The 19,286-nt window shown below is 55.5% G+C and carries 22 protein-coding genes; 14 read left to right on the top strand and 8 right to left on the bottom strand.

Features of this window, described 5'->3' with window-relative positions:
• The first annotated feature begins 15 nt into the window (after window positions 1-15).
• Genes G565_RS0111140 through G565_RS0111130 form a run of 3 tightly spaced genes read left to right on the top strand, consistent with a single transcriptional unit; the run spans window position 16 to window position 1,912 of the window.
• Window positions 16-846: an HAD-IIB family hydrolase gene (locus G565_RS0111140; RefSeq protein ID WP_028670997.1), complete on the top strand. Its 831-nt coding sequence runs from the start codon at window positions 16-18 to the stop codon at window positions 844-846.
• Window positions 843-1,508 carry an HAD-IA family hydrolase gene (locus G565_RS0111135; protein ID WP_028670996.1) on the top strand — a complete coding sequence of 222 codons (666 nt, stop codon included), beginning with the start codon at window positions 843-845 and terminating at the stop codon, window positions 1,506-1,508. Before G565_RS0111140 ends, G565_RS0111135 begins: the two co-directional genes overlap by 4 nt.
• A gap of 38 nt (window positions 1,509-1,546) precedes the next feature.
• Window positions 1,547-1,912: a DUF1304 domain-containing protein gene (locus G565_RS0111130; RefSeq protein WP_028670995.1), complete on the top strand. Its 366-nt coding sequence runs from the start codon at window positions 1,547-1,549 to the stop codon at window positions 1,910-1,912.
• A gap of 198 nt (window positions 1,913-2,110) precedes the next feature.
• Here G565_RS0111130 and G565_RS0111125 read toward each other — a convergent pair whose 3' ends face one another.
• From G565_RS0111125 to G565_RS0111115, 3 genes are read right to left on the bottom strand one after another with little or no spacing between them, the layout of a single operon-like run.
• Entirely contained in the window at window positions 2,111-2,791 is a 681-nt protein-coding gene (locus tag G565_RS0111125; protein WP_028670994.1) for an anthranilate synthase component II, read from the bottom strand.
• Complete coding sequence (locus G565_RS0111120; protein WP_028670993.1) at window positions 2,788-4,182, bottom strand: anthranilate synthase component I family protein; 1,395 nt, start codon at window positions 4,180-4,182, stop codon at window positions 2,788-2,790. Before G565_RS0111120 ends, G565_RS0111125 begins: the two co-directional genes overlap by 4 nt.
• Window positions 4,183-4,220: 38 nt before the next feature.
• Entirely contained in the window at window positions 4,221-4,463 is a 243-nt protein-coding gene (locus tag G565_RS0111115; RefSeq protein ID WP_028670992.1) for a Trp family transcriptional regulator, read from the bottom strand.
• A gap of 165 nt (window positions 4,464-4,628) precedes the next feature.
• Between G565_RS0111115 and G565_RS0111110 the strand changes: the two genes are divergently transcribed.
• From G565_RS0111110 to G565_RS0111095, 4 genes are all read left to right on the top strand, one after another.
• Entirely contained in the window at window positions 4,629-5,177 is a 549-nt protein-coding gene (locus G565_RS0111110) for a DUF1415 domain-containing protein (protein WP_028670991.1), read from the top strand.
• Between the two features lie 117 nt (window positions 5,178-5,294).
• Window positions 5,295-5,750 carry a GNAT family N-acetyltransferase gene (locus G565_RS0111105; protein WP_028670990.1) on the top strand — a complete coding sequence of 152 codons (456 nt, stop codon included), beginning with the start codon at window positions 5,295-5,297 and terminating at the stop codon, window positions 5,748-5,750.
• A 94-nt stretch (window positions 5,751-5,844) separates the two neighbouring features.
• Window positions 5,845-6,921 carry a histidinol-phosphate transaminase gene (gene hisC, locus G565_RS0111100; protein WP_028670989.1) on the top strand — a complete coding sequence of 359 codons (1,077 nt, stop codon included), beginning with the start codon at window positions 5,845-5,847 and terminating at the stop codon, window positions 6,919-6,921.
• Window positions 6,922-6,931: 10 nt separating this feature from the next.
• Window positions 6,932-7,603 carry a haloacid dehalogenase type II gene (locus G565_RS0111095; RefSeq protein ID WP_028670988.1) on the top strand — a complete coding sequence of 224 codons (672 nt, stop codon included), beginning with the start codon at window positions 6,932-6,934 and terminating at the stop codon, window positions 7,601-7,603.
• 110 nt (window positions 7,604-7,713) lie between these two features.
• On the opposite strand, the gene G565_RS0111090 is transcribed toward G565_RS0111095, so the two are convergent.
• Genes G565_RS0111090 through G565_RS0111080 form a run of 3 tightly spaced genes read right to left on the bottom strand, consistent with a single transcriptional unit; the run spans window position 7,714 to window position 10,861 of the window.
• Window positions 7,714-9,936, bottom strand: coding sequence for a PepSY domain-containing protein (locus G565_RS0111090; protein ID WP_028670987.1), 2,223 nt, complete (start codon window positions 9,934-9,936; stop codon window positions 7,714-7,716).
• Window positions 9,937-9,958: 22 nt separating this feature from the next.
• A complete protein-coding gene (locus tag G565_RS0111085; RefSeq protein WP_028670986.1) occupies window positions 9,959-10,429 on the bottom strand; it encodes a DUF2271 domain-containing protein in 471 nt (156 codons plus the stop codon).
• A 39-nt stretch (window positions 10,430-10,468) separates the two neighbouring features.
• The gene (locus G565_RS0111080) at window positions 10,469-10,861 is read right to left on the bottom strand and encodes a PepSY domain-containing protein (protein WP_028670985.1); all 393 of its coding nucleotides are present in this window, start codon (window positions 10,859-10,861) and stop codon (window positions 10,469-10,471) included.
• Window positions 10,862-11,034: 173 nt separating this feature from the next.
• Between G565_RS0111080 and G565_RS0111075 the strand changes: the two genes are divergently transcribed.
• From G565_RS0111075 to G565_RS0111055, 5 genes are all read left to right on the top strand, one after another.
• Entirely contained in the window at window positions 11,035-11,700 is a 666-nt protein-coding gene (locus tag G565_RS0111075) for a response regulator (protein ID WP_028670984.1), read from the top strand.
• Window positions 11,690-13,018: a sensor histidine kinase gene (locus G565_RS0111070; protein WP_028670983.1), complete on the top strand. Its 1,329-nt coding sequence runs from the start codon at window positions 11,690-11,692 to the stop codon at window positions 13,016-13,018. The genes G565_RS0111075 and G565_RS0111070 overlap by 11 nt, the downstream gene beginning before the upstream one ends.
• A 107-nt stretch (window positions 13,019-13,125) precedes the next feature.
• Window positions 13,126-13,587, top strand: coding sequence for a DUF1499 domain-containing protein (locus G565_RS26375; RefSeq protein WP_084649338.1), 462 nt, complete (start codon window positions 13,126-13,128; stop codon window positions 13,585-13,587).
• Between the two features lie 443 nt (window positions 13,588-14,030).
• Window positions 14,031-14,774, top strand: coding sequence for a siderophore-interacting protein (locus tag G565_RS0111060; protein WP_028670982.1), 744 nt, complete (start codon window positions 14,031-14,033; stop codon window positions 14,772-14,774).
• Between the two features lie 137 nt (window positions 14,775-14,911).
• Window positions 14,912-15,940, top strand: coding sequence for a hypothetical protein (locus tag G565_RS0111055; RefSeq protein WP_028670981.1), 1,029 nt, complete (start codon window positions 14,912-14,914; stop codon window positions 15,938-15,940).
• Here G565_RS0111055 and G565_RS23855 read toward each other — a convergent pair.
• Window positions 15,937-16,428 carry an Lrp/AsnC family transcriptional regulator gene (locus G565_RS23855; RefSeq protein ID WP_037338875.1) on the bottom strand — a complete coding sequence of 164 codons (492 nt, stop codon included), beginning with the start codon at window positions 16,426-16,428 and terminating at the stop codon, window positions 15,937-15,939. The genes G565_RS0111055 and G565_RS23855 overlap by 4 nt on opposite strands.
• A 504-nt stretch (window positions 16,429-16,932) precedes the next feature.
• Between G565_RS23855 and nhaC the strand changes: the two genes are divergently transcribed.
• Window positions 16,933-18,456, top strand: a complete 1,524-nt coding sequence (gene nhaC / locus G565_RS0111045; protein WP_028670980.1) for a Na+/H+ antiporter NhaC — start codon at window positions 16,933-16,935, stop codon at window positions 18,454-18,456.
• A 75-nt stretch (window positions 18,457-18,531) separates the two neighbouring features.
• Here the strand turns inward: nhaC and msrB are convergent, their stop codons facing one another.
• Complete coding sequence (msrB, locus tag G565_RS23850) at window positions 18,532-18,972, bottom strand: peptide-methionine (R)-S-oxide reductase MsrB (protein ID WP_084649337.1); 441 nt, start codon at window positions 18,970-18,972, stop codon at window positions 18,532-18,534.
• A gap of 97 nt (window positions 18,973-19,069) precedes the next feature.
• On the opposite strand from msrB, the gene G565_RS0111035 reads away from it, so the two are divergent.
• Window positions 19,070-19,286: transposase (locus G565_RS0111035; protein ID WP_425413976.1), on the top strand; the 217-nt coding region annotated here is incomplete at its 3' end.

The raw sequence follows: 19,286 nt of genomic DNA, 5'->3' as shown, positions 1-19,286 counted from the left end.
CACCCGGGAGATCCTGTGGAAGAATTATTGGTTTTTGACCTCGACGGCACCCTGATCGATGGCGAACATTGCATTACCGAACTGACGCGCACGGCGCTCAACAAGCTCGACGAACTGGGCGTAGCCTGGACGGTCGCTACGGGTCGCATGCCACACGGCGGGCGCGAAGCCTTGCCCGATGTGCGGTTCCGTCACCCCCAGGCCTACAAGAACGGCGTGCTGATCTGGGATTTGAATGAGAACGTGCGCATCAATGCCCAGCCGATGGACCCGATGGAATTGGTTGAAGTTTGCCGCCGTCTGGAAGTGCATGGCATCAACCCCTGGCTCAATACGCTGGACCACGAAGATCGCATCGGCGCCGTGATTCGCCGTATCGGCACCGAGCGTGAAGAAGCCTGGGCAAAATACATGGAAAGCCAGGCAATCAACGTTCAGTTGAACGCCGACTTTTCATCGATTCAGGAACAGATTCTGAATGTGTTCGCCGTTACAGAGAACGCAAAAGTGTTGTACATGGCCGAAGAACTGGCGGACATGCCCAACGTTCAGGTCTACGCCGGCCCCGATATGTATCGCGACGGTTACTACTGGATGGACATTCACCACATCAGCGGTACCAAGGGTGACGCCGTTAAATTTCTGCAGCGGCAAACCGGGGCCAAACGCCTGGTCTGCTTTGGCGACTCAGACAACGATGTCAGCATGTTCAAGCTGGCCGATGAAGCCTATGCCATGGAAAACGCACTCGATGAAGTCAAAGCCGTGTCGACCGGTATAATTGGCAGGAATACCGACAGCGCCATCGCCTATTTCCTGGCCGACCGTTACGGCTTCAGCCTGTGACCCGGGCCAAAGCCATTTTGTTTGATCTGGACGGCACTCTCGTTGACAGCGCGCGCGGGATACACGCCGCGCTCGATGAAGTGCTGCACACGCTGACCGGCGATGGTTGCCGCATCGATGAGGTGCGTCGCTGGGTGGGTAACGGTCCGGAAAAACTGGTTGAACGGGGGCTGTACAGTCGTGGCTATGAAGACGATGCCAGTCTGGCGCACGCCTTGTTTCGTGATGCTTATCAGCGCACCCTGTTTCAGGCCGATGTTTACCCCGGTGTCATAACCGGACTGAGCAAGTTGCAACGCCAGGGTTTCAAGCTTGCTTGTATCACCAATAAAAGCTCGCACTTCACCGGTCGCTTTCTGGCTGAACTGGACCTGGCGCCCTTTTTTGACCGGGTCCTCTGTGGCGATGAGGTCGAGCGCCCCAAACCCGACCCGCAAAGTCTGACTCAGGTGTGTGCCGAATTCAGCATCGAGCCGATTGAAGCCATCATGGTCGGTGATTCCGCCAACGACCTGGAGCCGGCACAAGCCATCGGCATGCCTGGCATTGCCGTCAGTTACGGCTATCATGGTAATGTGCCGTTGGAGCAGTTTGGTCCACTCGCCATTTGTGGTGATTTCGACGAAGTCGTTGATCTTTGTCTTGCGGCTACCAAGCCTTAAACGCGTACTGAACTGTTTTTCACACAAGGAACTTCGTGATGAATCTTGCCCAAACGCTGGTGGCCATCGTCGCTCTGTTGCACCTGGCTTTTCTGGTTCTTGAAATGTTTTTATGGACATCGCCCATCGGCCGTAAAGTGTTTGGCATGAGCAAGGAAAAGGCGGAAATAACCCGGGTGCTGGCCGCCAATCAGGGGTTGTATAATGGGTTTCTGGCCGCTGGTTTGGTCTGGGGGTTATTGCTCGGCACGATGGGTGTACCGGTCATGATCTTTTTTCTCAGTTGCGTCATCGTCGCCGGGTTTTATGGCGCCGCTACCGTCAGTCGTACAATACTGTGGGTACAGGCAGCGCCGGCTATTGCTGCGTTGGTCGTCCTGGGAATTGTGGCGCCGTTCAGCTAAAGCCAATAGTCAGCAAACCTACGGCTGCGCCGTCCCCCTCTCTCTAGCTCTCTCCCCCAGGGGTGGAGAGAGGACTGTAAAGTGCAGCGTCGCGAGTAATAGGCACGGGTCATATTCCAACCAACTAAACGCTCCCTCTCCCGTCCCACGGGAGAGGGCCGGGGAGAGGGTTCACTTCTGGTTTTTTCCAATTAACCATCAAAGTTCACCCGCGCTCACTCTCAAAAAACAAAAGTTTGCAATCAATTCCTTGCCTCCCTCGGTGGCAAAGGATTCCGGGTGAAACTGAATGCCGTGTATTGGATAATCGCGATGTTTTACGCCCATCAATTCAAAATTCCCGCCCCGGGCCAGACGATCCCGGTCTTCAAAATCAGCCGCACTGAGGTCACCCACCGCCGCAGTAACCTGCAAACACTCAGGCAAGGTTTCGGCTGCGGCAATCAGAGAGTGATACCGCATCACATCCAACTGATCCGGCACGCCGCGAAACACCGATAGACCGCTATGCGTCACCGGGCTGATCTTGCCGTGCATGGGCAGCGGCGCTTTCACCACCTGGCCGCCAAACACATGCACAATGCCCTGCATACCCAGACACACGCCCAGCAAGGGCGTGGTCTTGCCCAGCTTTTCGATCACTTCGGCACAGACCCCAAAATACTGTTCATCGTCGGGCGACCCCGGCCCGGGTGAAATGATAATGCGGTCCGGTGACATCGCCTCGATCTCGGCAAAGCTGATCTGATCGTTACGGCGAACCAGGATCTCGAAGCCGTCGATTGTGTGTTGGTTTTTGGCCGAGGTGAGGATCTCACCAATAAACTGGTAGAGGTTATAGGTGAAGGAGTCGTAGTTGTCGATGATCAGGATTTTCATGAGGGCTCCCCTCCCGACATGAATGGCTCCAGGGCTTTGCGTGTGCCCGCGAATTTACGGCGGATTTCTTCGTATTCATCCTCAGCGTTGCTGTCGTAGACATTGCCCCCGCAAGTTTGCACATAGGCCCGTTCGCCATTCACAAATACCGTGCGGATCGGGATCGCGAAGGTGCAGTCTCCATTGAACGAGAACTGCCCAACGGCACCACCATAGGGACCACGCCCGTCGGTCTCCAGATCATTGATGATCTTCATCGCCTCGATCTTCGGTGCGCCGGTCAGTGTGCCCGCCGGGAAATTGCTCGCCAGTGCGGTAAACATGTCTTCCCCTTCCGCCATGATGCCGACGATTTCGCTGGAGATGTGTTGCACGTGACTGAACCGTTTGATATCCATGAGGCTGCGCACTTTGACGGTGCCAAATTGCGCAACGCGACCAATGTCGTTCCGGTGCAGATCCACAATCATATTGTGCTCGGCAATTTCTTTCGGATCGTTGAGCAGGGTCCGCGCATACTGGGTGTCTTCCTGGGCGGTTGCGCCCCGCTTGGTGGTGCCGGCGAGCGGGAAAGTTTCCATTTCGCCCTGGCGCAAGCGGAACAGCATTTCCGGACTGGCGCCAATCAGCCGTTGCTCGTCGAATTTCACGTAATACATTTGCGGCGACGGGTTAATGTCTCGCAGTTTTTCGTACAGGGCGATGGTGTCGCCTTCCATTTTGAACCGTTTTTTGAAGCCCACTTCGCACTGAAAAACCTTGCCGTCGACGATGTCCTGTTTGACCTTGGCAACCGCAGCGGCATGTTCGGCCTGGCTCATGGTATCGCCGAGAGCCGTGATCTTCAGCTCCCCGTTGGGTACGTCGTCCGAATCGATCAGTGACTGCAGAAAGTCGTACCGGCTGTTGTCGTAGTAGAAGTAGGTGACTTCACCGGTCATTTTGTCGAGGATCAGTCCGTCTTTGTACAGGCCGAACCGAAACGTATCGAAGTCGTCGTTGGCTTTGAGTGAGAGCGTGGGCTCGAAATACTGCATCGCATCGTAGCCGAGGTAGCCGCTCAGGCCGCCAGCGTATTTGCGGGAGATGATGTTTTGCGGCATCAGGCTGCGCAGCAGTTCATAGGGGTTGCTGCTGGTGTAGGTGTTGGCTTTGCCGGCTCGGTCTTCAATGGTGAGCTGATTGCCATTGGCGTACAGAGTGTATTCCGGATCGAAACCAATGATGGAGTGTCGGGCAATATGGCTGTCTTCACCGAGTGATTCGAGCATGTAACAGGTATCGAACTGCTTTTCGATCTTCTTGAACAATTGAAAGAAATCGCAATCGGCTGCGAGCGTCACATAGTGTGGTTTGCGCGGCAGTGTAAAGGGTTCGGGGGCGTCAGACATAGAGGCATCCTGGCAAGGTGGGTTCCGGTTATTCAACATCAGTGGGGATCGCGCAGGGCGCGTGAGCCCCGCGATACGGTGGCGATTCCCACGCCCAGCAATTCGGCAATTCTGCGATGCGCGACACCCTCGTTCAGTAACTTGAAGATTTGCAGGCGCTTGCTGATTTCCTGGTATTCGGCCGGGGTTAGCAGGCTTTCCAGTGCGGAGTCCATGGCATCCGCGCTGTCGATATCCAGCAAGTGCCGGATGAGTTCAGTTTTATGCGGGTCTTCAGTCATGGTAAGTCAGCTACCGGTTCGGTTTTGGGTGTCTGCTGCAGTTGTGCAGTCGCTTGCGGGTGTACTAGCGTACTAGTACGATACGGGATCGGGGTTTGAAGTCAAGCCTTTTCAGCCGGCGTGATACACTGAGGGTCTGAATCCAATGCCATTAAGGTTTGCCGAGTGCACGACGACACCACCGTAATTGCCCAGACCCGAGCCTGGGTCGAGCAGGTCGTAATCGACCTCAATCTCTGCCCGTTTGCCAAGCGTGAGCTGATTAAGAACCGGGTGCGGTTCAGCGTGACACAGGCGACGTCTGAAGCGGCGTTGATCGAAGCCTTGCAGGAGGAGCTGGTGTTTCTGGCCGGAGAAGACCGCATCGAGACCACGCTGCTGATTCATCCGCGTATCTACGAGAGCTTCTACGATTACAACGATTTTCTGGGCGTCGCCGAAGGGCTGTTGATCGAGCTGGAGCTGGAAGGCATCTTCCAGATTGCCAGCTTTCACCCCAAATATCAGTTTGGCGGTACCGACCGCGACGATCCGGAAAACTACACCAACCGGTCACCCTATCCGATGCTGCACCTGTTGCGTGAAGATTCCCTCGAAGCGGCGATTGATGCCTATCCGGATGTCGACGCGATTCCCGACAATAACATTCAACGGGTCAATGAATTGGGTGCCGATCACATGAAAGCCTTGTTGGGAAAATGCATGGCAAGCTGAGGTAATGGGTTTGTGCGGGTGGTTTTTTCAGGGATTTCCTACCAATTCTCGATAAAACCGATACCGTTAACAGCACACCAGACGTCATTGAAATCATGTCGAGTAGAGGGGAGCATCATGGCCAAATACCAAACCCGCTTTGTAACAGAAGGCGACAAGTCGCAGTGGCGCACTTTGTTTGATGGCTACGCCGACTTCTACAACGCGCCAATGGAAGCCGCCACGGCCGATATCGTCTGGGGCTGGTTGCTCGACCCCAACCATGTACTCGAAGGGCTCGTCGCGTGCGATGAGTCGGGGCACCTTGTCGGGCTGGCCCATGTACGCGCCTGCCCACGCCCTCTGGGCGGTTGTGATATCGGCTTTCTGGACGATATGTTTGTGTCACCGGAATCCCGGGGTCTTGGCGCCGCTGATGCTTTGTTTTCCGGCTTGCAAGACCTGGCCAAAGAACGTGGCTGGCCCGCCTTGCGCTGGATCACCCAGCACTTTAATGAACGTGGCCGGGCTTTCTACGATCGTTATACGGGTGGCCCGAGCGATTTCATCGTCTATCAGTTGAAACAGGATTAAGCTGTGCGGTGTTAACAGCCGGGAGGGTCTGGCTGTCGGGTTGACCGCAGCCTTTGCTATAACCGCCCGCTCAACAATCTAACCGAGGTCGTGCATGTCGTCTTATTGGAGCCCACTGGTTCACTCACTCAATCCCTACACACCGGGTGAACAACCCAAAGTAGACGGATTGATCAAGCTCAATACCAACGAAAATCCCTACCCGCCGTCACCCGGTGTAGCGCAACTGTTGCAGCTCCCGGAAACGGCAGAACGACTGCGCCTGTATCCCGACCCCAATTCCCAGTCCCTGAAAGAAGCCCTGGCGGATTTTCATCAACTGACGCCAGATCAGGTATTTACCGGCAACGGCTCAGACGACGTGCTGGCCATGGCGTTTATGGGGTTGCTGAAGCACAGTCGGCCGATCCTGTTTCCGGACATCACCTACAGTTTTTATCCGGTGTACTGTCAGCTGTTCGGCGTTGAGTATCAGCAGATCCCGCTGGCGGACGACTTTTCCCTGGATCTCGACGCCTACAGTACCGATAACGGCGGCATCATCTTCGCCAACCCGAATGCCCCCACCGGCCTTGCCCTGAACCTGGAGCAGATCGAGCGCTTGTTGCAGCGTAATACCGGTTCAGTGGTGGTGGTCGACGAAGCCTACGTCGATTTTGGGGCCGACAGTGCCGTACCATTGATTCACCGCTACCCGAATTTACTGGTGGTGCAGACGTTGTCCAAGTCCCGTTCGCTGGCTGGCATGCGCCTGGGGTTTGCGGCGGGTCAGTCGCCTCTGATCGATGCTCTGAACCGGGTCAAAAATTCCTTCAACCCGTACCCCATTGATCGAATCGCCGAGGCCGCCGGGCGCATTGCAATTGAGGATGAGGCGTACTTTACGGCCTGTTGCCAGAAAATCATGGCGACCCGACAGGCGACCTGCGACGCCCTGACCGGGCTGGGGTTTACCGTGCTTCCCTCCAAAACCAATTTCCTGTTTGCCCGGCCGCCCGCCGGTCTTGAGGCGGCACACTTAAGCGAACGTTTGCGTGCAGACAAGGTACTCATTCGCTACTTTAATAAACCTCGCATCGACGGCTATGTGCGCATTTCGATCGGAACCGACACAGAGATGGCGGTGATGCTGGAACTGGTAAGAGGCTATGTGGCCGACCTGACGAGTTAAAGGAGGCACCGTGACAACGCTGGCATTTGATGTATACGGCACCCTGATAGACACCCGGGGCATTCAGATGACACTGGCCGACATGCTCGGCGATGACCCACTGGCGGCGCAGATCACCCGGCGCTGGCGCGAAAAACAGTTGGAGTACAGCTTTCGACGGGCGTTGATGGCGCACTATCAGCCGTTTTCAGTCTGCACTCGCCAGGCGCTGAACTTTGCCTTAAGCGAAGCGACAGTGACATTGAGCGATGACCAGTGCGATCAGTTGCTAATGGCCTATCGTCACCTGCCGGCCTTTCCGGATGCCGTGGGTTTGTTGCAGCAACTGTCGTCGATGGGGGTGCGTGCCTTTGCCTTCACCAACGGGGAGGCGGCCATTGCCTCAGAGTTGCTGACCAACGCTGGTTTGATCGACGAGCTGGACGGCATTGTCAGTGTCGACCTGCTGCGCACTTTCAAACCAGACCCCCGGGTATACCAGCACTTTCTTGAGACGGCCGATACCCTGGCCGCCGATACCTGGCTTATCTCCGGCAACCCCTTTGACATCTTGGGTGCGCGGCATGCTGGCTGGCGAACCGCCTGGGTTCGACGCACCGAAGCCCCGTTCGACCCCTGGGATGAAGCGCCAGACATCTCAGTGACGTGCTTGTCTGACCTGCCGGGAAAACTGGGCCTGTGAACAACGATGGAAAGGGAGTCCCGGACGCCTCGCCTGACGTCGATTTTTGCGTTTGCCTGGATTGAGCCAAGGGCAACAACCTGGAGAACCCCCCGACATTGAAGTACCGGTTAATAGACATCTTCCAGATAGCGTCCCTCTCGTTTTAATGTGTCGACAGTAGTGCCCAGTGGTATCAGCAAGTCATTGAATACCTGACTGACGGCGATGGCCATCTCGCGCCCACCGCAAACCAGTACCTGCGCGCCCCTTTCAATCATGTCTCGCAGGGTTGGTGCATCTTCGGTGATTCTGTCCTGAACGTAAGCCCGGTTTTCGGTTCTTGAAAAGGCGGTAGCCAGACCGGTTAACCGACTGTCTTCGAGGTAGCGGTCAAGCTCTGGCTGGTAGAGGAAATCCGATTGGGGGTTTCGCCCGCCCCAGTAGAGAAACATGGGGTTGCGGGCGTCATTTTTTCTGATAAAACCCGCCAAGGGTCCAATGCCCGCACCTGCGCCAATCAATATCACAGGATGGCGGCCGGGTGCCGGCCTGAAATCCGGGTTAGGCTGAATAAAGCCCTGAATACGATCACCCGTTTTCAGGTTGTGCAGCAACCCGGAACAAACACCGCCTGGCTGCTTGCGCACACAGATTTCCAGTAAGCCGTCAGATTTTGAAGAGGCCAACGAATAATATCGGGGAATTCCATTATCCGGCGGAACTACACCGATCAGGTCACCGGCTTCGAAATCCGGCAAAGGTCTGAACTGTCTCCCGGGGAGCCACGATGCCATACCGGTTTTCCGGATCGGTCCGAACCTCAGGATGCTGGTGGGAGCATGAATCTGTACGCCGAAGTCTGCCCGGTCAGTCAGCTCGAATTCGAACCGGATTGGAGGTTTTGGGTTATGAACGAGTGACAGCGGCACATTGATCCGTTTTGACAAGCGGTTGCCCCACTCGTTGAACAGTCGGGGTGACTGGCGGTCAATAAAAGCGACCTCGTCGACCCGTCTTACCCCTAGTGAACTCATCGCCGAGTCTACTTCCACGGCGAACTGACAATAGTTGGCGAACTGCCGATCACCAAAGCCAAGTACCGCGAAAGACAAACCTTCTGTTGCGTGAAAATGGCTGAGCCTCTGCATGAACAGGTTGGCAGAGGCGGGAGGTCCGCCATCGCCGTAGGTGGATGTCAGTACAAACATCATCGAGGCACTGGGGTAAGCGCGTGCCAAATCGTTCATGTCGACCGTCAGTACCCGTCTGCCCGCTGCGACCATTTGCTCATGTAGGATTCGGGCAAAACCATGGGTCGTGTTGTGTTCAGATCCGACCAGAATCACGGTATCGGCGGTTGCGATGTCGGCGTTGTTCAGCACAAGGCCCGTTGAACGGCGACGTGCCCACCAGATGCGGGCACCGCTGACGCTGAGCACGGGAACAGACAGTGAAGCCGTACCCAGTATCAAACCAAACCACCACAAACCCTCGCCTGTATGCAGACTGACGATGACGTCATGGAGCCGGCTATGAGGTGTTGTGGCCTGAAATTTAAGGAGTTCGCCGGTAGACTGGTCAACAAACCCCGAGCCTTGTCGGGTGGCCAGTGAATACACATCCTGTGGATCATTCGGGTAGGGAAAGACAAGTTCATGAAGGTTGTTCAGGTCTGTTTCCTGCAGCGCCTTCAGTGATGTGACCGTGGCTGGTACACCTCCGGATACCTCGGCCGGGTAGTCTGGCTCATTGCCAGTCGGCTCTGGTACCAGGCCGAATCGAACGGCTGACATATAGCCCCCGGTCAGGGCTGATAATAACAGTCCGATGACCGCAAATCGTGCAAGCTCAGCGTGAACTCGACGGTCACCGGCTCCCTTTAGCGGTCGCAAAAGGGACCGCCAGCCACCAGAGCGACGAGCCAGCAAGAAGGATCCGGAAAGGCACATAAGCACCATTATAAAAGCGGTGGCACCAGAGAGCAGGCGTCCGTCATTTGCTCGCAAAAAGGCGCGGTGCAGGTCTTTAACCCAGCGAAACAGGGGTGACGGTTGGAAGGCGCCGATGCCCAGTCCCGTCAGGGGGTCGACCCGGTCTGCTTCCGGGGTACCATCATTCAAATAATAAACGACGATCACGCCCGAAGCTAAACGCTTGATCTGTTCTGTCTGTGGGTAATGGGTCACCACGCGCCCGGCAAGCTGAGCGACTGAAACCGCACCGGTTGCCGGAATGGTCGCATCTGAACGTTCCAGAGCTGGCGACACCGATAATATTGCCCCGGTGGTGGCAATAGTGATCAGAAACACAGCCGCCAATAAGCCGGGTAGTGAATGAAGAGTGCGCCACATGAGGAGGACTCCTGCTATAGCTTCAAAATTCGTAGGTGAACGATTGCACGTAGCCTCGTCCGCTGATGGGTATACCCGCACCTTCTGTGGTCAGTGGTGCCACGACATCCGAACGGTTGTCGCGAAGATCTTCCACGGCCGAATCGATTCGAATTTCATGGCCGCTGTCGATCAGTGAATTGTCCAGGTCGAGAGTAATTCTGAGGGTGCGTCCCTGGGTAACACTGGCACCGGTCAGGCCATCGTAGTCTGCCTGGTTCATGCGGCTGCCTCTGGCCCAGTCACGCAGGTGCTCGTAGTACTTGTTTTTTCCGCCGGCGATCCAGAGCGTGCCTTTGTAAACCCCGTTTGAATCCGTCAGGTAAAGGGCGAGGTAAGCGCCATCTCCGCGGTAGCTGCTCATTTCAGTGATTAGTGTGACTTCCTTTGCCAGGGCCATGGCTGGGAATGCCAGCACCATGGCCAGCCCCAGCGTTAATAATGTGTGCTTCATGATCTGCTCTCCGGGTAGGCGGTTTTCGTCGTAAAACGGTTATTCAACGGTGACCGTAGGACGATTGTTTACAATGCCGTTCGCTGGTGCCGATGGCTCGGTGGCGGGTGTTGGTTGGCGGTCCTCAGTGTTCCGATCCTGACGTTCGTCATCGTCATCGTCATCGTCTTCTCGCTCCAGCTCCATGAGCTCAAGTGAAGCGGGGGCAAAGCTGGCTTCCACGCGGTGTCCCTGATTGTCCTGTGCTTTGACTTCATAGCAGCCGTCGTCAACCTTGATTCGATAAACGATCCAGCCTTCGGCTTGCAGTTGCTGGCGTAATGCCTCTCGTGGCTGCCAGTTGGCAATGGGGTCGTCGCAGTCATCATCTGCCAGAATTGTCCCGCTGATCAGCAGGAGGGATAGGCATAAAGCCAGTGACGTTGTTTTCATGATTGCTGTCCTGTCTATTGGATGTCGCCACTGTATCTGGCGTTCCTGACGCAGACCTGAAAGCAGTGAAAATGTCGAACTTTCCAGCGGCTTCCTGCAAAGTGAATGAATTCAGTTGGTTGTCAGGATTCAAAGGTACTATGGTATTTACATAACCCGTTTAAGGATGTCGAATGCGCGTGTTGTTAGTGGAGGACACCATCGGACTGGGCGAAGCGGTTCAGGAGCAGATCAGCGACGATGGCCACGCGGTGGATTGGGTACAAAGCCTTGCCTATGCAGACACCAGTGTCCGCACCACACGCTACGATCTGATTCTTCTGGACCTGATGTTGCCCGACGGTTATGGCATCGATTTTCTGAAAACCCTGCGTCAGGACGGAGATTCGACAGCGGTGATCATTCTGACTGCGCGTGACCAGGTATCCGATCGGATTGCTGGTCTGAATGCCGGTGCCGATGATTACCTGGTCAAACCGTTTGATCTGTCCGAATTATCGGCCCGTGTGTTTGCGGTTGCCCGTCGATACCGGGGCAACCCCAATCCGGCGGTCTCCGTTGGTGACCTGGACATCAATCTGGGCGATCACACCGTTGTCCGCAATGGCGAGCCCATTGAGTTGACGTCCCGGGAATGGGCACTGCTCGACGCGTTTCTGCAACACCCCCGAATGTTGCTATCCCGGTCGCAGCTTGAAGATCGGCTCTACGAGTTCGGTGCAGAAATCGAAAGCAATACCATCGAGGTTTACATCAGCCGGCTGCGCAAAAAACTGGGGCGGGACCTGGTCGTAACCGTCCGGGGGATGGGCTATCGGTTGAATACCCGTGACCGCTAAGCGCAGCCTGCAAAAAACGCTCAGTCTGGGCCTGACAGCAGGTGTGACGGTGCTCTGGTTGTTGGGCGTGCTGGCCTCGGGCCTGGTTGCACAACACGAGATGGAAGAGGTCTTCGACAGTGCCCTGCAAGAAACAGCGCAACGCATTTTACCGCTGGCGGTGACCGACATTCTCAGTCGTGAATCCGATCGTCTGCAAAAAAGAGCCCCGGCAATGGAGGACCACGACGAGTATCTTACCTATCTCATACGGGATGCCTCGGGCCGCATTCTGTTGCAGTCTCATGATGTTGATCTTTCGGTCTTTGGAGACCGCCCCAGAAGTGGATTTTACAACACCGCTACGCATCGACTTTATGGTGCCTCTGCTGTCAGCCAGACGATATTCATCGACATTGCTGAACCGCTGGCGCATCGGCAGGAAGCGGTTTTTGAAGCGGGCATGGCGCTGTTGTTGCCGTTGCTGCTGTTGATTCCGGTCAGTCTTTTGGGTGTCTGGTGGTCGGTTAGGTTTTCACTGCGTCGGGTGGTGGACTTTAGCGGGTCACTGGAAGTTCGTGGCGCGGCGGATCTTTCTCCTGTTGCGGTCGATCAGCTTCCACAAGAGCTTGAACCCATGGCTGTTTCCATTAACCGGTTATTGGAGCGGCTGCGGCGTGTGCTTGACGCTGAGCGGAGCTTCACCGCCAACAGTGCCCATGAGCTGCGAACGCCACTGGCAACGGCACTGGCAAAAGTTCAGCGCTTGAAAGCGGATTTGTCTGAATCCCCGTCCTTGCGCAAAGTGGCCGAGATCGAAGCGTCGCTGCAGGGGTTGTCGCGGCTGTCACAAAAGCTGCTTGAACTGGCAAAAGCGGAAGGCGGTGGCGTTTTGTCAGAGACTCCCTGTAACCTGGTACCGGTGCTGGAGACCGTTGTCAGTGATTGCGAACGAATGGAACCCGGGCGTATCGTCTTGCAAGTTCCCGGCACTCAGGTGCATTCACTGTTGGATCCGGATGCTTTCGCTATACTGGTTAGAAACCTGATCGACAATGCACTCAAGCACGGCGACCAGGAATCACCGGTGAAAGTATTGCTTACAGCTGAAGGAAACCTCAGTGTCACCAACCGGGGTGATACCCTGAAGCCAGAAGTCATGACCGATTTGCGCAAGCGGTTTGTGCGTTCACAGTCACAGGCACAGGGGTCTGGAATTGGCTTGGCGATTGTCGATGCCATTGTTGACGGTGCTGGCTTGTCGTTAACACTGCGCTCTCCCGCTGAGGGTCAGCCAGATGGCTTTCAGGCTGAGTTTACTGTCATGGTCCGTCGATAACCGACATCCGGTTCTGAAGTTTTAGGGTACTCAAAGGGGTTTTGGACCGTAAGCTCAACCTATTGTGTTCTATCGGGCAATGCGCCCCAGGGGAATGACGAGTGTTAATGACTGTGCGGATTAGTGTGATCTTTACAGCACTGCTTCTGGCAGGCTGTGCCTCAACAGGTAACGTACCGGTGTCGGGAACCGAATTCCGGCTTGACGGTTGTCCACCACTGCTCAACTGCGTGTCAAGTAACTCAAGCATTGCCCCCTATTACATCAAGCCCATTGAATTGACTGGCCCGCTGAACCCCGTTTCCTGGGGAGTGATTGTAACCGTCGCGAGCGACTTGCCGGGTGCACGGGTGAAGGAGTCGCGGTTTGGCTATCTGGAAGTGAACTGCTACAGCGAATTGTTTCACTTTCCAGACTACCTCGAGGTGCTGGTGAGTCAGGATGGCCAGCGCCTCGATGTTCGCTCTCAATCTCAGTTTGGGCTCTTTGATTTTAACGTTAACCGACGTCGGGTTGAACGATTCAGGGCTCAGCTCATTGAGCAAGGAGTGGCCGTTTCCCGCCAATAGCGTCGTATTGTGAGGCTCGATATCAGAGACGGTTGCGTCTGCCTGTCGCCCATCAGTGCTACTTTATGGTGTACAGGGCCGACCGCCCCTCATCGTTGACCCGCAGAGTACAATGGTTCCATCTGGTTTGAATCTTGCGCGAAGTCGGCGTCGCTGATGCCTGGCTTTCCGACTTTTTATGATCCAGACCATGTGCTGTGCCACCTCCGTTACCATCCTATCCGGTGCGACGGCTGAACGATTGCGTTTTGGCGTGTCATCTGACGGATGTCTGAAAAATCTGTCTGTCGGCTGCATCAAAATCGACGGAGTTTTTGTGAAAGATGCTGTGCAAATACGCCACAGCCAATGCAAATGATAATATGTATTATTTGCATTGGCTGTGTGGTAGGCTCTGGTGATCAGATAGTCACCGAAAACCCAGATAACCGGAGGCGCCCGGCATGGCCAGACCCGAACCCCGAGAACTGACCGTTCTGAAAACCGACGACGTCACCCCGCACATGCGCCGCATTACGCTGGGCGGCGAGGGTATGGCCTCGTTTCCGGCCGATCAGGCCAGTGCTTACATCAAGCTGGTCTTCCCGACGGAAGGCGAGGGCCGCCCGCTGATGCGGACCTACACCGTCCGTCATCACAGAGAGTTTGAAATCGATGTCGATTTTGTGGTGCACGATACCGCCGGGCCAGCGTCTCAGTGGGCGCTTGAGACACAACCCGGCGACCGGATACTGGTGGGTGGGCCGGGGCCACGCAAACTGCTCAACCCCGATGCCGACTGGTTTTTAATCGCTGGCGATATGACCGCACTGCCAGCGATCAGCGTGAACCTGGCGTTACTGCCTGGTGATGCTCGCGGCTATGCGGTCATTGAAGTCCTCGACCGGTCCGACATTCAAGCCCTGGTCAAACCCGACAACGTCGAACTGGTTTGGGTGATTAACCCCGAGCCGGACCCGAGTGGCCAGGTATTGCTGGAGCGCATTACCCAGTTGGACTGGCTTGCGGGCCAGCCTGCCGTCTGGGCCGCCACGGAATTCCAGAGCATGCGAAAGCTGAGGGCCTACTTCAAGCAGGACCGGCAGGTTCCGAAAACGCATCTATACGTGTCGAGCTATTGGAAAATGGGTAACAGTGAAGACCAGCACAAGGTCGCCAAGCGGCAGGATGCTGATACCGCCGAATAGTGGGCCTTGCCTGCAGTCAGATCAAGTCGTCATGCTTTCTCTTTTTTACTCAGCGTTTGCTTGTATTATGAGGCAATGCGCCTGCCCTAGGCGGGCATTGCCGGCGCCGATGTCGTATGAGCAAGGATGATTGCTGAATGAAAATAACCAAAAACGCCCTGGGTGCCGCCGTAAAAGAAGGCATTCTCACCCAAGACCAGTCAATCCGGCTGCACGCCTTTCTGCAAGGCCAGCCTGACACGGGCCCCAGTTTCAATTTTACCCACTTGCTCTATTACCTTGGCGGGCTGATCGCCATTGGCGCCATGACCTTGTTTATGGGCCTGGGCTGGGAAGCCTTTGGTGGCTGGGGCATCGTGTGTATTTCAGTGTCCTATGCGGTTTTAGGGTTGGCACTGGCCCACCGCTTCCAGAGAAACGGCCATGCCATTCCCGCTGGAATTTGTGCAACATTTGCGGTGTTTCTCACCCCGTTGTTGATTTACGGTTTGCAACAGGCGCTGGGCGTGTGGCCGGAAGGCAGCGATTACCGCGATTACCATCGCTACATTAAGTGGCATTGGCTGTACATGGAGCTCGGGACGCTGGCCGCCGGGGTCATCATTGCCCGGCTGTATAAATACCCCTTCCTGGTGATGCCTATTGCGGCCACGCTGTGGTACCTGTCGATGGATCTGGCCGTCATGTTGTTTGGCGACTGGCCTCCCTACGAATTGAGAGCTCTGGTTTCCCTGTATTTTGGAGCGCTGATGCTGGGTCTCGCTTTCTGGGTGGATGTCAGAGCCCGCCACACAGCAGACTACGCCTTTTGGCTCTACCTGTTCGGCGTTTTGACGTTCTGGGGCGGTTTGACCTCGCAGAACTCCGACAACGAACTGTCCAAGCTGCTGTATTTTGGGATTAACCTGCTGATGATGGGCATTGGCGTGTTGCTGGTGCGCAGAGTGTTCGTCGTGTTTGGCGCCATTGGCAGCAGTATTTATCTCGGGTATCTGGCGCACACCGTCTTTGAGGAAAGTTTGTTGTTTCCGATTGCTCTGACAGCGATTGGCCTGGCGATTATTTATCTGGGCGTTCTCTGGCAGAAAAACGAGCAACACCTGACTAGCAGGGCTCGCCGCCACTTACCCCGACCGCTTCGGGAAATGCTCGAAGCGAAAGATTAGAACGGCCCGCTCAGCCTCACGTTGTCGCCCGGCACCGGCACGGTAACGTCATCTTTGATGATTTCCATCGCCACGTAAGAGTGTGTTTGGCGCACGTGTGGCAGTTGGCCGATTTGGGCACCCAGAACCGCACGATAGTGATGGATATCGTGCGTTCTGACTTTCAGCAGATAATCAAAATTCCCCGCCACCATAAAGCAGCTCTGCACTTCCGGAATTTTCCGCACGGCTTCGTTGAATCGTTCCAGCGCATCTTCGCTGGTTTTATCCATCGTCACCTGGACCACCAGAACATGACCGGCGTTCAGTTGGTCCGGATCCAGATCCGCGCGGTAGCCCCGAATAACGCCGTTATCTTCCAAACGCCGCAGCCGCTGCGCGCAGGGTGTTTTGGTGAGGTTAATTCGACTGGCCAGCTCGACAATGGGCAAGCGGCCATGCTCCTGAAGCTGGCGCAGTATTTCGCGGTCGATTCGATCCAGTCTCATTAGCCATAATTCCTATATATTCGCCATTTATAGGCCAATAGGTCACCAAATTAGCATTATTTGGAGCCACTTCCTAGACAGAATGGCTAATACTCAGTCATAGAGGGCTAACAAGAATAACTACTGGAATGTCGACAGCCTGGTAGTCCATGCGTGAAGTTCTGTTACCAGGGAACGACGCCAGCACGTTCAGAGCGAGGCCTAGTGCCACAGACATTGAACCGCCGCAATAGCACCGCTATTCCAAGGTTTGATAACGAAGCTCCGGGCTTGCTGGCAAAGTGATCAGTGACAGAGACTTTCCGCATGGGCCACTAACCCTCGGGTGTAGCGGCAATTCCGGTCAAAGATGTGGAGCCCGCATCGCAGTGATGCGTTCGGACTGATGTCCCTCTTTGTTCATGCCAGCGCAAATCGACGGGGTGCTGTTAAAGAGCCCTTACCTTTCCGTCCGAGTCACTCGGCGGGAGTGTCTGTTTTCGCAAAAATCGATAGGACATGAATATGACTGACCCGACAGAGACCTTGAACGTCCAAAAGCCAGGGCTCGCCCTGGCGCTTACCCCAGTTGTACTGACCCTGATTGTATTGGGCATACAACTGTTCTATTTCGGTGATTTTACGCCGCACATTCCGCTGGCAATTGGCCTGGCCATTACCGGCCTGGTAGGCATTAAACTCGGCTACAAATGGAAGAACATTGAAGATGGCATTTTTCACGTTATTCACGTGTCTCTGCCGTCGGTCTCGGTATTGATCCTTGTCGGTATGATCATTGGGGTGTGGATTGCCAGTGGCACCGTACCAACACTGATTTACTACGGCCTGATTATCCTGTCTCCCGCCATCTTCCTGGCAGCGGCTATGATCCTGTGTTCCGTGGTGTCGCTGTCACTGGGTACTTCATGGGGTACGGTGGGTACCGTCGGTCTGGCGTTGATGGGCATTGGCGCGGGTTTCGATATCCCGATGTACTGGACAGCCGGTGCAGTGGTATCCGGTGCATTTTTTGGTGATAAAATCTCGCCATTGTCTGATACCACCAACCTGGCCCCGGCCGTAACCGGCACCGATGTGTTTTCCCACATTAAAAACATGATGCCGACAACGGTACCGTCGATGTTGATTGCACTGGCTATTTATTTTATAGCGGGTTTTACGCTCATTGATAACAGCGGTGCATCGTTCGAGCGGATCAATGCCATCACCACGGCGTTGAACAACAACTTCACCATATCGGCCTGGTTGCTGTTGCCGGCGGCGCTCGTGATTTTTCTGGCCGTGAAGCGCATGCCGCCCATCCCATCGTTGTTCGCCGGTGTGCTGGCTGGTGCCGTCGTCGCGATGATCACTCAGGGCGCAGGCGTGCATGAACTGCTCACCTACGCCAACTCCGGCTATACCATCGAAACCGGTGTAGCCGCGATGGACAGCCTGCTGAACCGCGGCGGTGTTCAGTCGATGATGTGGACCATCTCGCTGGTGCTGATCGCCCTGGGTTTTGGCGGTGCGCTGGAAAAAACCGGTTGCCTGGAATCCATCATCAAGGCGATCATGACCAAGGTGCGCAGCTTCAAGGGTGTGCAGACCGTGGCGGTATGTACCTCCATGTCGACCAACCTGGTGGCGGGTGATCCGTATCTCTCCATTGCGTTGCCGGGCCGCATGTATGCACCGATTTATCGGGGCATGGGTTACTCAACGTTAAACCTCTCGCGTGCGATCGAAGAGGGCGGTACGCTGATGTCGCCGCTGATTCCCTGGAATGCCGGTGGTGCCTTCGTGATCAGTGCGCTGGGGTTGGGCATTGCCGATGGTCAGGTTGAAAACCTGCTGTACATTCCGCTGGCGTTTGCCTGCTGGTTGTCGCCGGTGATCGGTATTATTTATGCCCAGCTGGGTCTGTTTTCGCCCAGGGCAACCGATGCCGAACGTCAGCTGTGGAAAGAGCAGGGCGAGGCGATTGCTGAAGGGTACGAGACCGAAGCAGACGGCAGGGTGAGTGGTTCGCCTGTCGCATCGACATAACCCGGCCAATACACGTCGTGATAACGGCTATAAAAAACGGGGCTCATTGAGCCCCGTTTTTGTGTCTGGCTTTGTTCAGGAAATCGGCGGTGCGATGATGTCCAGATACTCGCCATAACCCTCTTCCGCCATATCCGCTTTTGGAATAAACCGCAGTGCCGCCGAGTTCATGCAGTAGCGTAAGCCGGTTGGCTGTGGGCCGTCGGTGAAGACATGGCCGAGGTGGGAATCGGCATGACGGCTACGAATCTCGGTGCGTACTGAAAACAGCCCTCTGTCTTCGTGTTCAGTCACCCTGTCGGACGCAATGGGTTGCGTAAAACTCGGCCAGCCGGTGCCAGATTTGTATTTGTCTCTTGAGGTAAACAGCGGCTCGCCCGAGACGATATCGACATACAAGCCTTCGCGTTTTTCGTCCCAGTAGATATTGTTGAACGCCCGCTCTGTGCCATCTTCCTGAGTGACTTTGAACTGAATGTCCGACAGCGTTTGCTGTAGCATTATAGTGGACCCCATGATTTAGACCACGGGCATAGGTAGAATGCCACGACCAAGCAGGAGTAGTAACGTGGCGAGAAAACGGTTCAGTAGTGAGTTCAAGGCCAAGGTCGCAATGGAGGCTATCCGAGGCGACAAGACAGTCGCTCAATTATCTTCGCAGTGCGGCGTACATGCCTCTCAGATCAACACCTGGAAGAAAATCGCCCAGGAGCGACTGGTGGAAGCCTTCGAACGCGGCAGTAGCCAACCCGACCCGAAAAAGCTGGAAGCTCGGGAAGACCATCTATATCAACAAATTGGCAAGCTGCAGGTCGAGGTCGAGTGGCTTA

The organism is Saccharospirillum impatiens DSM 12546, from assembly GCF_000423605.1.
GTDB classification, from domain to species: domain Bacteria; phylum Pseudomonadota; class Gammaproteobacteria; order Pseudomonadales; family Natronospirillaceae; genus Saccharospirillum; species Saccharospirillum impatiens.
The sequence above is the reverse complement of the archived record's forward strand: the minus strand, read 5'-3'. Positions and strand labels throughout refer to the sequence as shown.

Bases quoted from the DNA above. Each gene is read 5' to 3' on its own strand.
- G565_RS0111080 (WP_028670985.1), bottom strand. From the start codon at position 10,861: ATGAAAACAACGTCACTGGCTTTATGCCTATCCCTCCTGCTGATCAGC.
- G565_RS0111075 (WP_028670984.1), top strand. From the start codon at position 11,035: ATGCGCGTGTTGTTAGTGGAGGACACCATCGGACTGGGCGAAGCGGTT.
- G565_RS0111055 (WP_028670981.1), top strand. From the start codon at position 14,912: ATGAAAATAACCAAAAACGCCCTGGGTGCCGCCGTAAAAGAAGGCATT.
- G565_RS0111130 (WP_028670995.1), top strand. From the start codon at position 1,547: ATGAATCTTGCCCAAACGCTGGTGGCCATCGTCGCTCTGTTGCACCTG.
- G565_RS23855 (WP_037338875.1), bottom strand. From the start codon at position 16,428: ATGAGACTGGATCGAATCGACCGCGAAATACTGCGCCAGCTTCAGGAG.
- G565_RS0111060 (WP_028670982.1), top strand. From the start codon at position 14,031: ATGGCCAGACCCGAACCCCGAGAACTGACCGTTCTGAAAACCGACGAC.
- G565_RS0111090 (WP_028670987.1), bottom strand. From the start codon at position 9,936: ATGTGGCGCACTCTTCATTCACTACCCGGCTTATTGGCGGCTGTGTTT.
- G565_RS0111115 (WP_028670992.1), bottom strand. From the start codon at position 4,463: ATGACTGAAGACCCGCATAAAACTGAACTCATCCGGCACTTGCTGGAT.
- nhaC (WP_028670980.1), top strand. From the start codon at position 16,933: ATGACTGACCCGACAGAGACCTTGAACGTCCAAAAGCCAGGGCTCGCC.
- G565_RS0111105 (WP_028670990.1), top strand. From the start codon at position 5,295: ATGGCCAAATACCAAACCCGCTTTGTAACAGAAGGCGACAAGTCGCAG.
- G565_RS0111120 (WP_028670993.1), bottom strand. From the start codon at position 4,182: ATGTCTGACGCCCCCGAACCCTTTACACTGCCGCGCAAACCACACTAT.
- hisC (WP_028670989.1), top strand. From the start codon at position 5,845: ATGTCGTCTTATTGGAGCCCACTGGTTCACTCACTCAATCCCTACACA.
- msrB (WP_084649337.1), bottom strand. From the start codon at position 18,972: ATGGGGTCCACTATAATGCTACAGCAAACGCTGTCGGACATTCAGTTC.
- G565_RS0111125 (WP_028670994.1), bottom strand. From the start codon at position 2,791: ATGAAAATCCTGATCATCGACAACTACGACTCCTTCACCTATAACCTC.
- G565_RS26375 (WP_084649338.1), top strand. From the start codon at position 13,126: ATGACTGTGCGGATTAGTGTGATCTTTACAGCACTGCTTCTGGCAGGC.
- G565_RS0111085 (WP_028670986.1), bottom strand. From the start codon at position 10,429: ATGAAGCACACATTATTAACGCTGGGGCTGGCCATGGTGCTGGCATTC.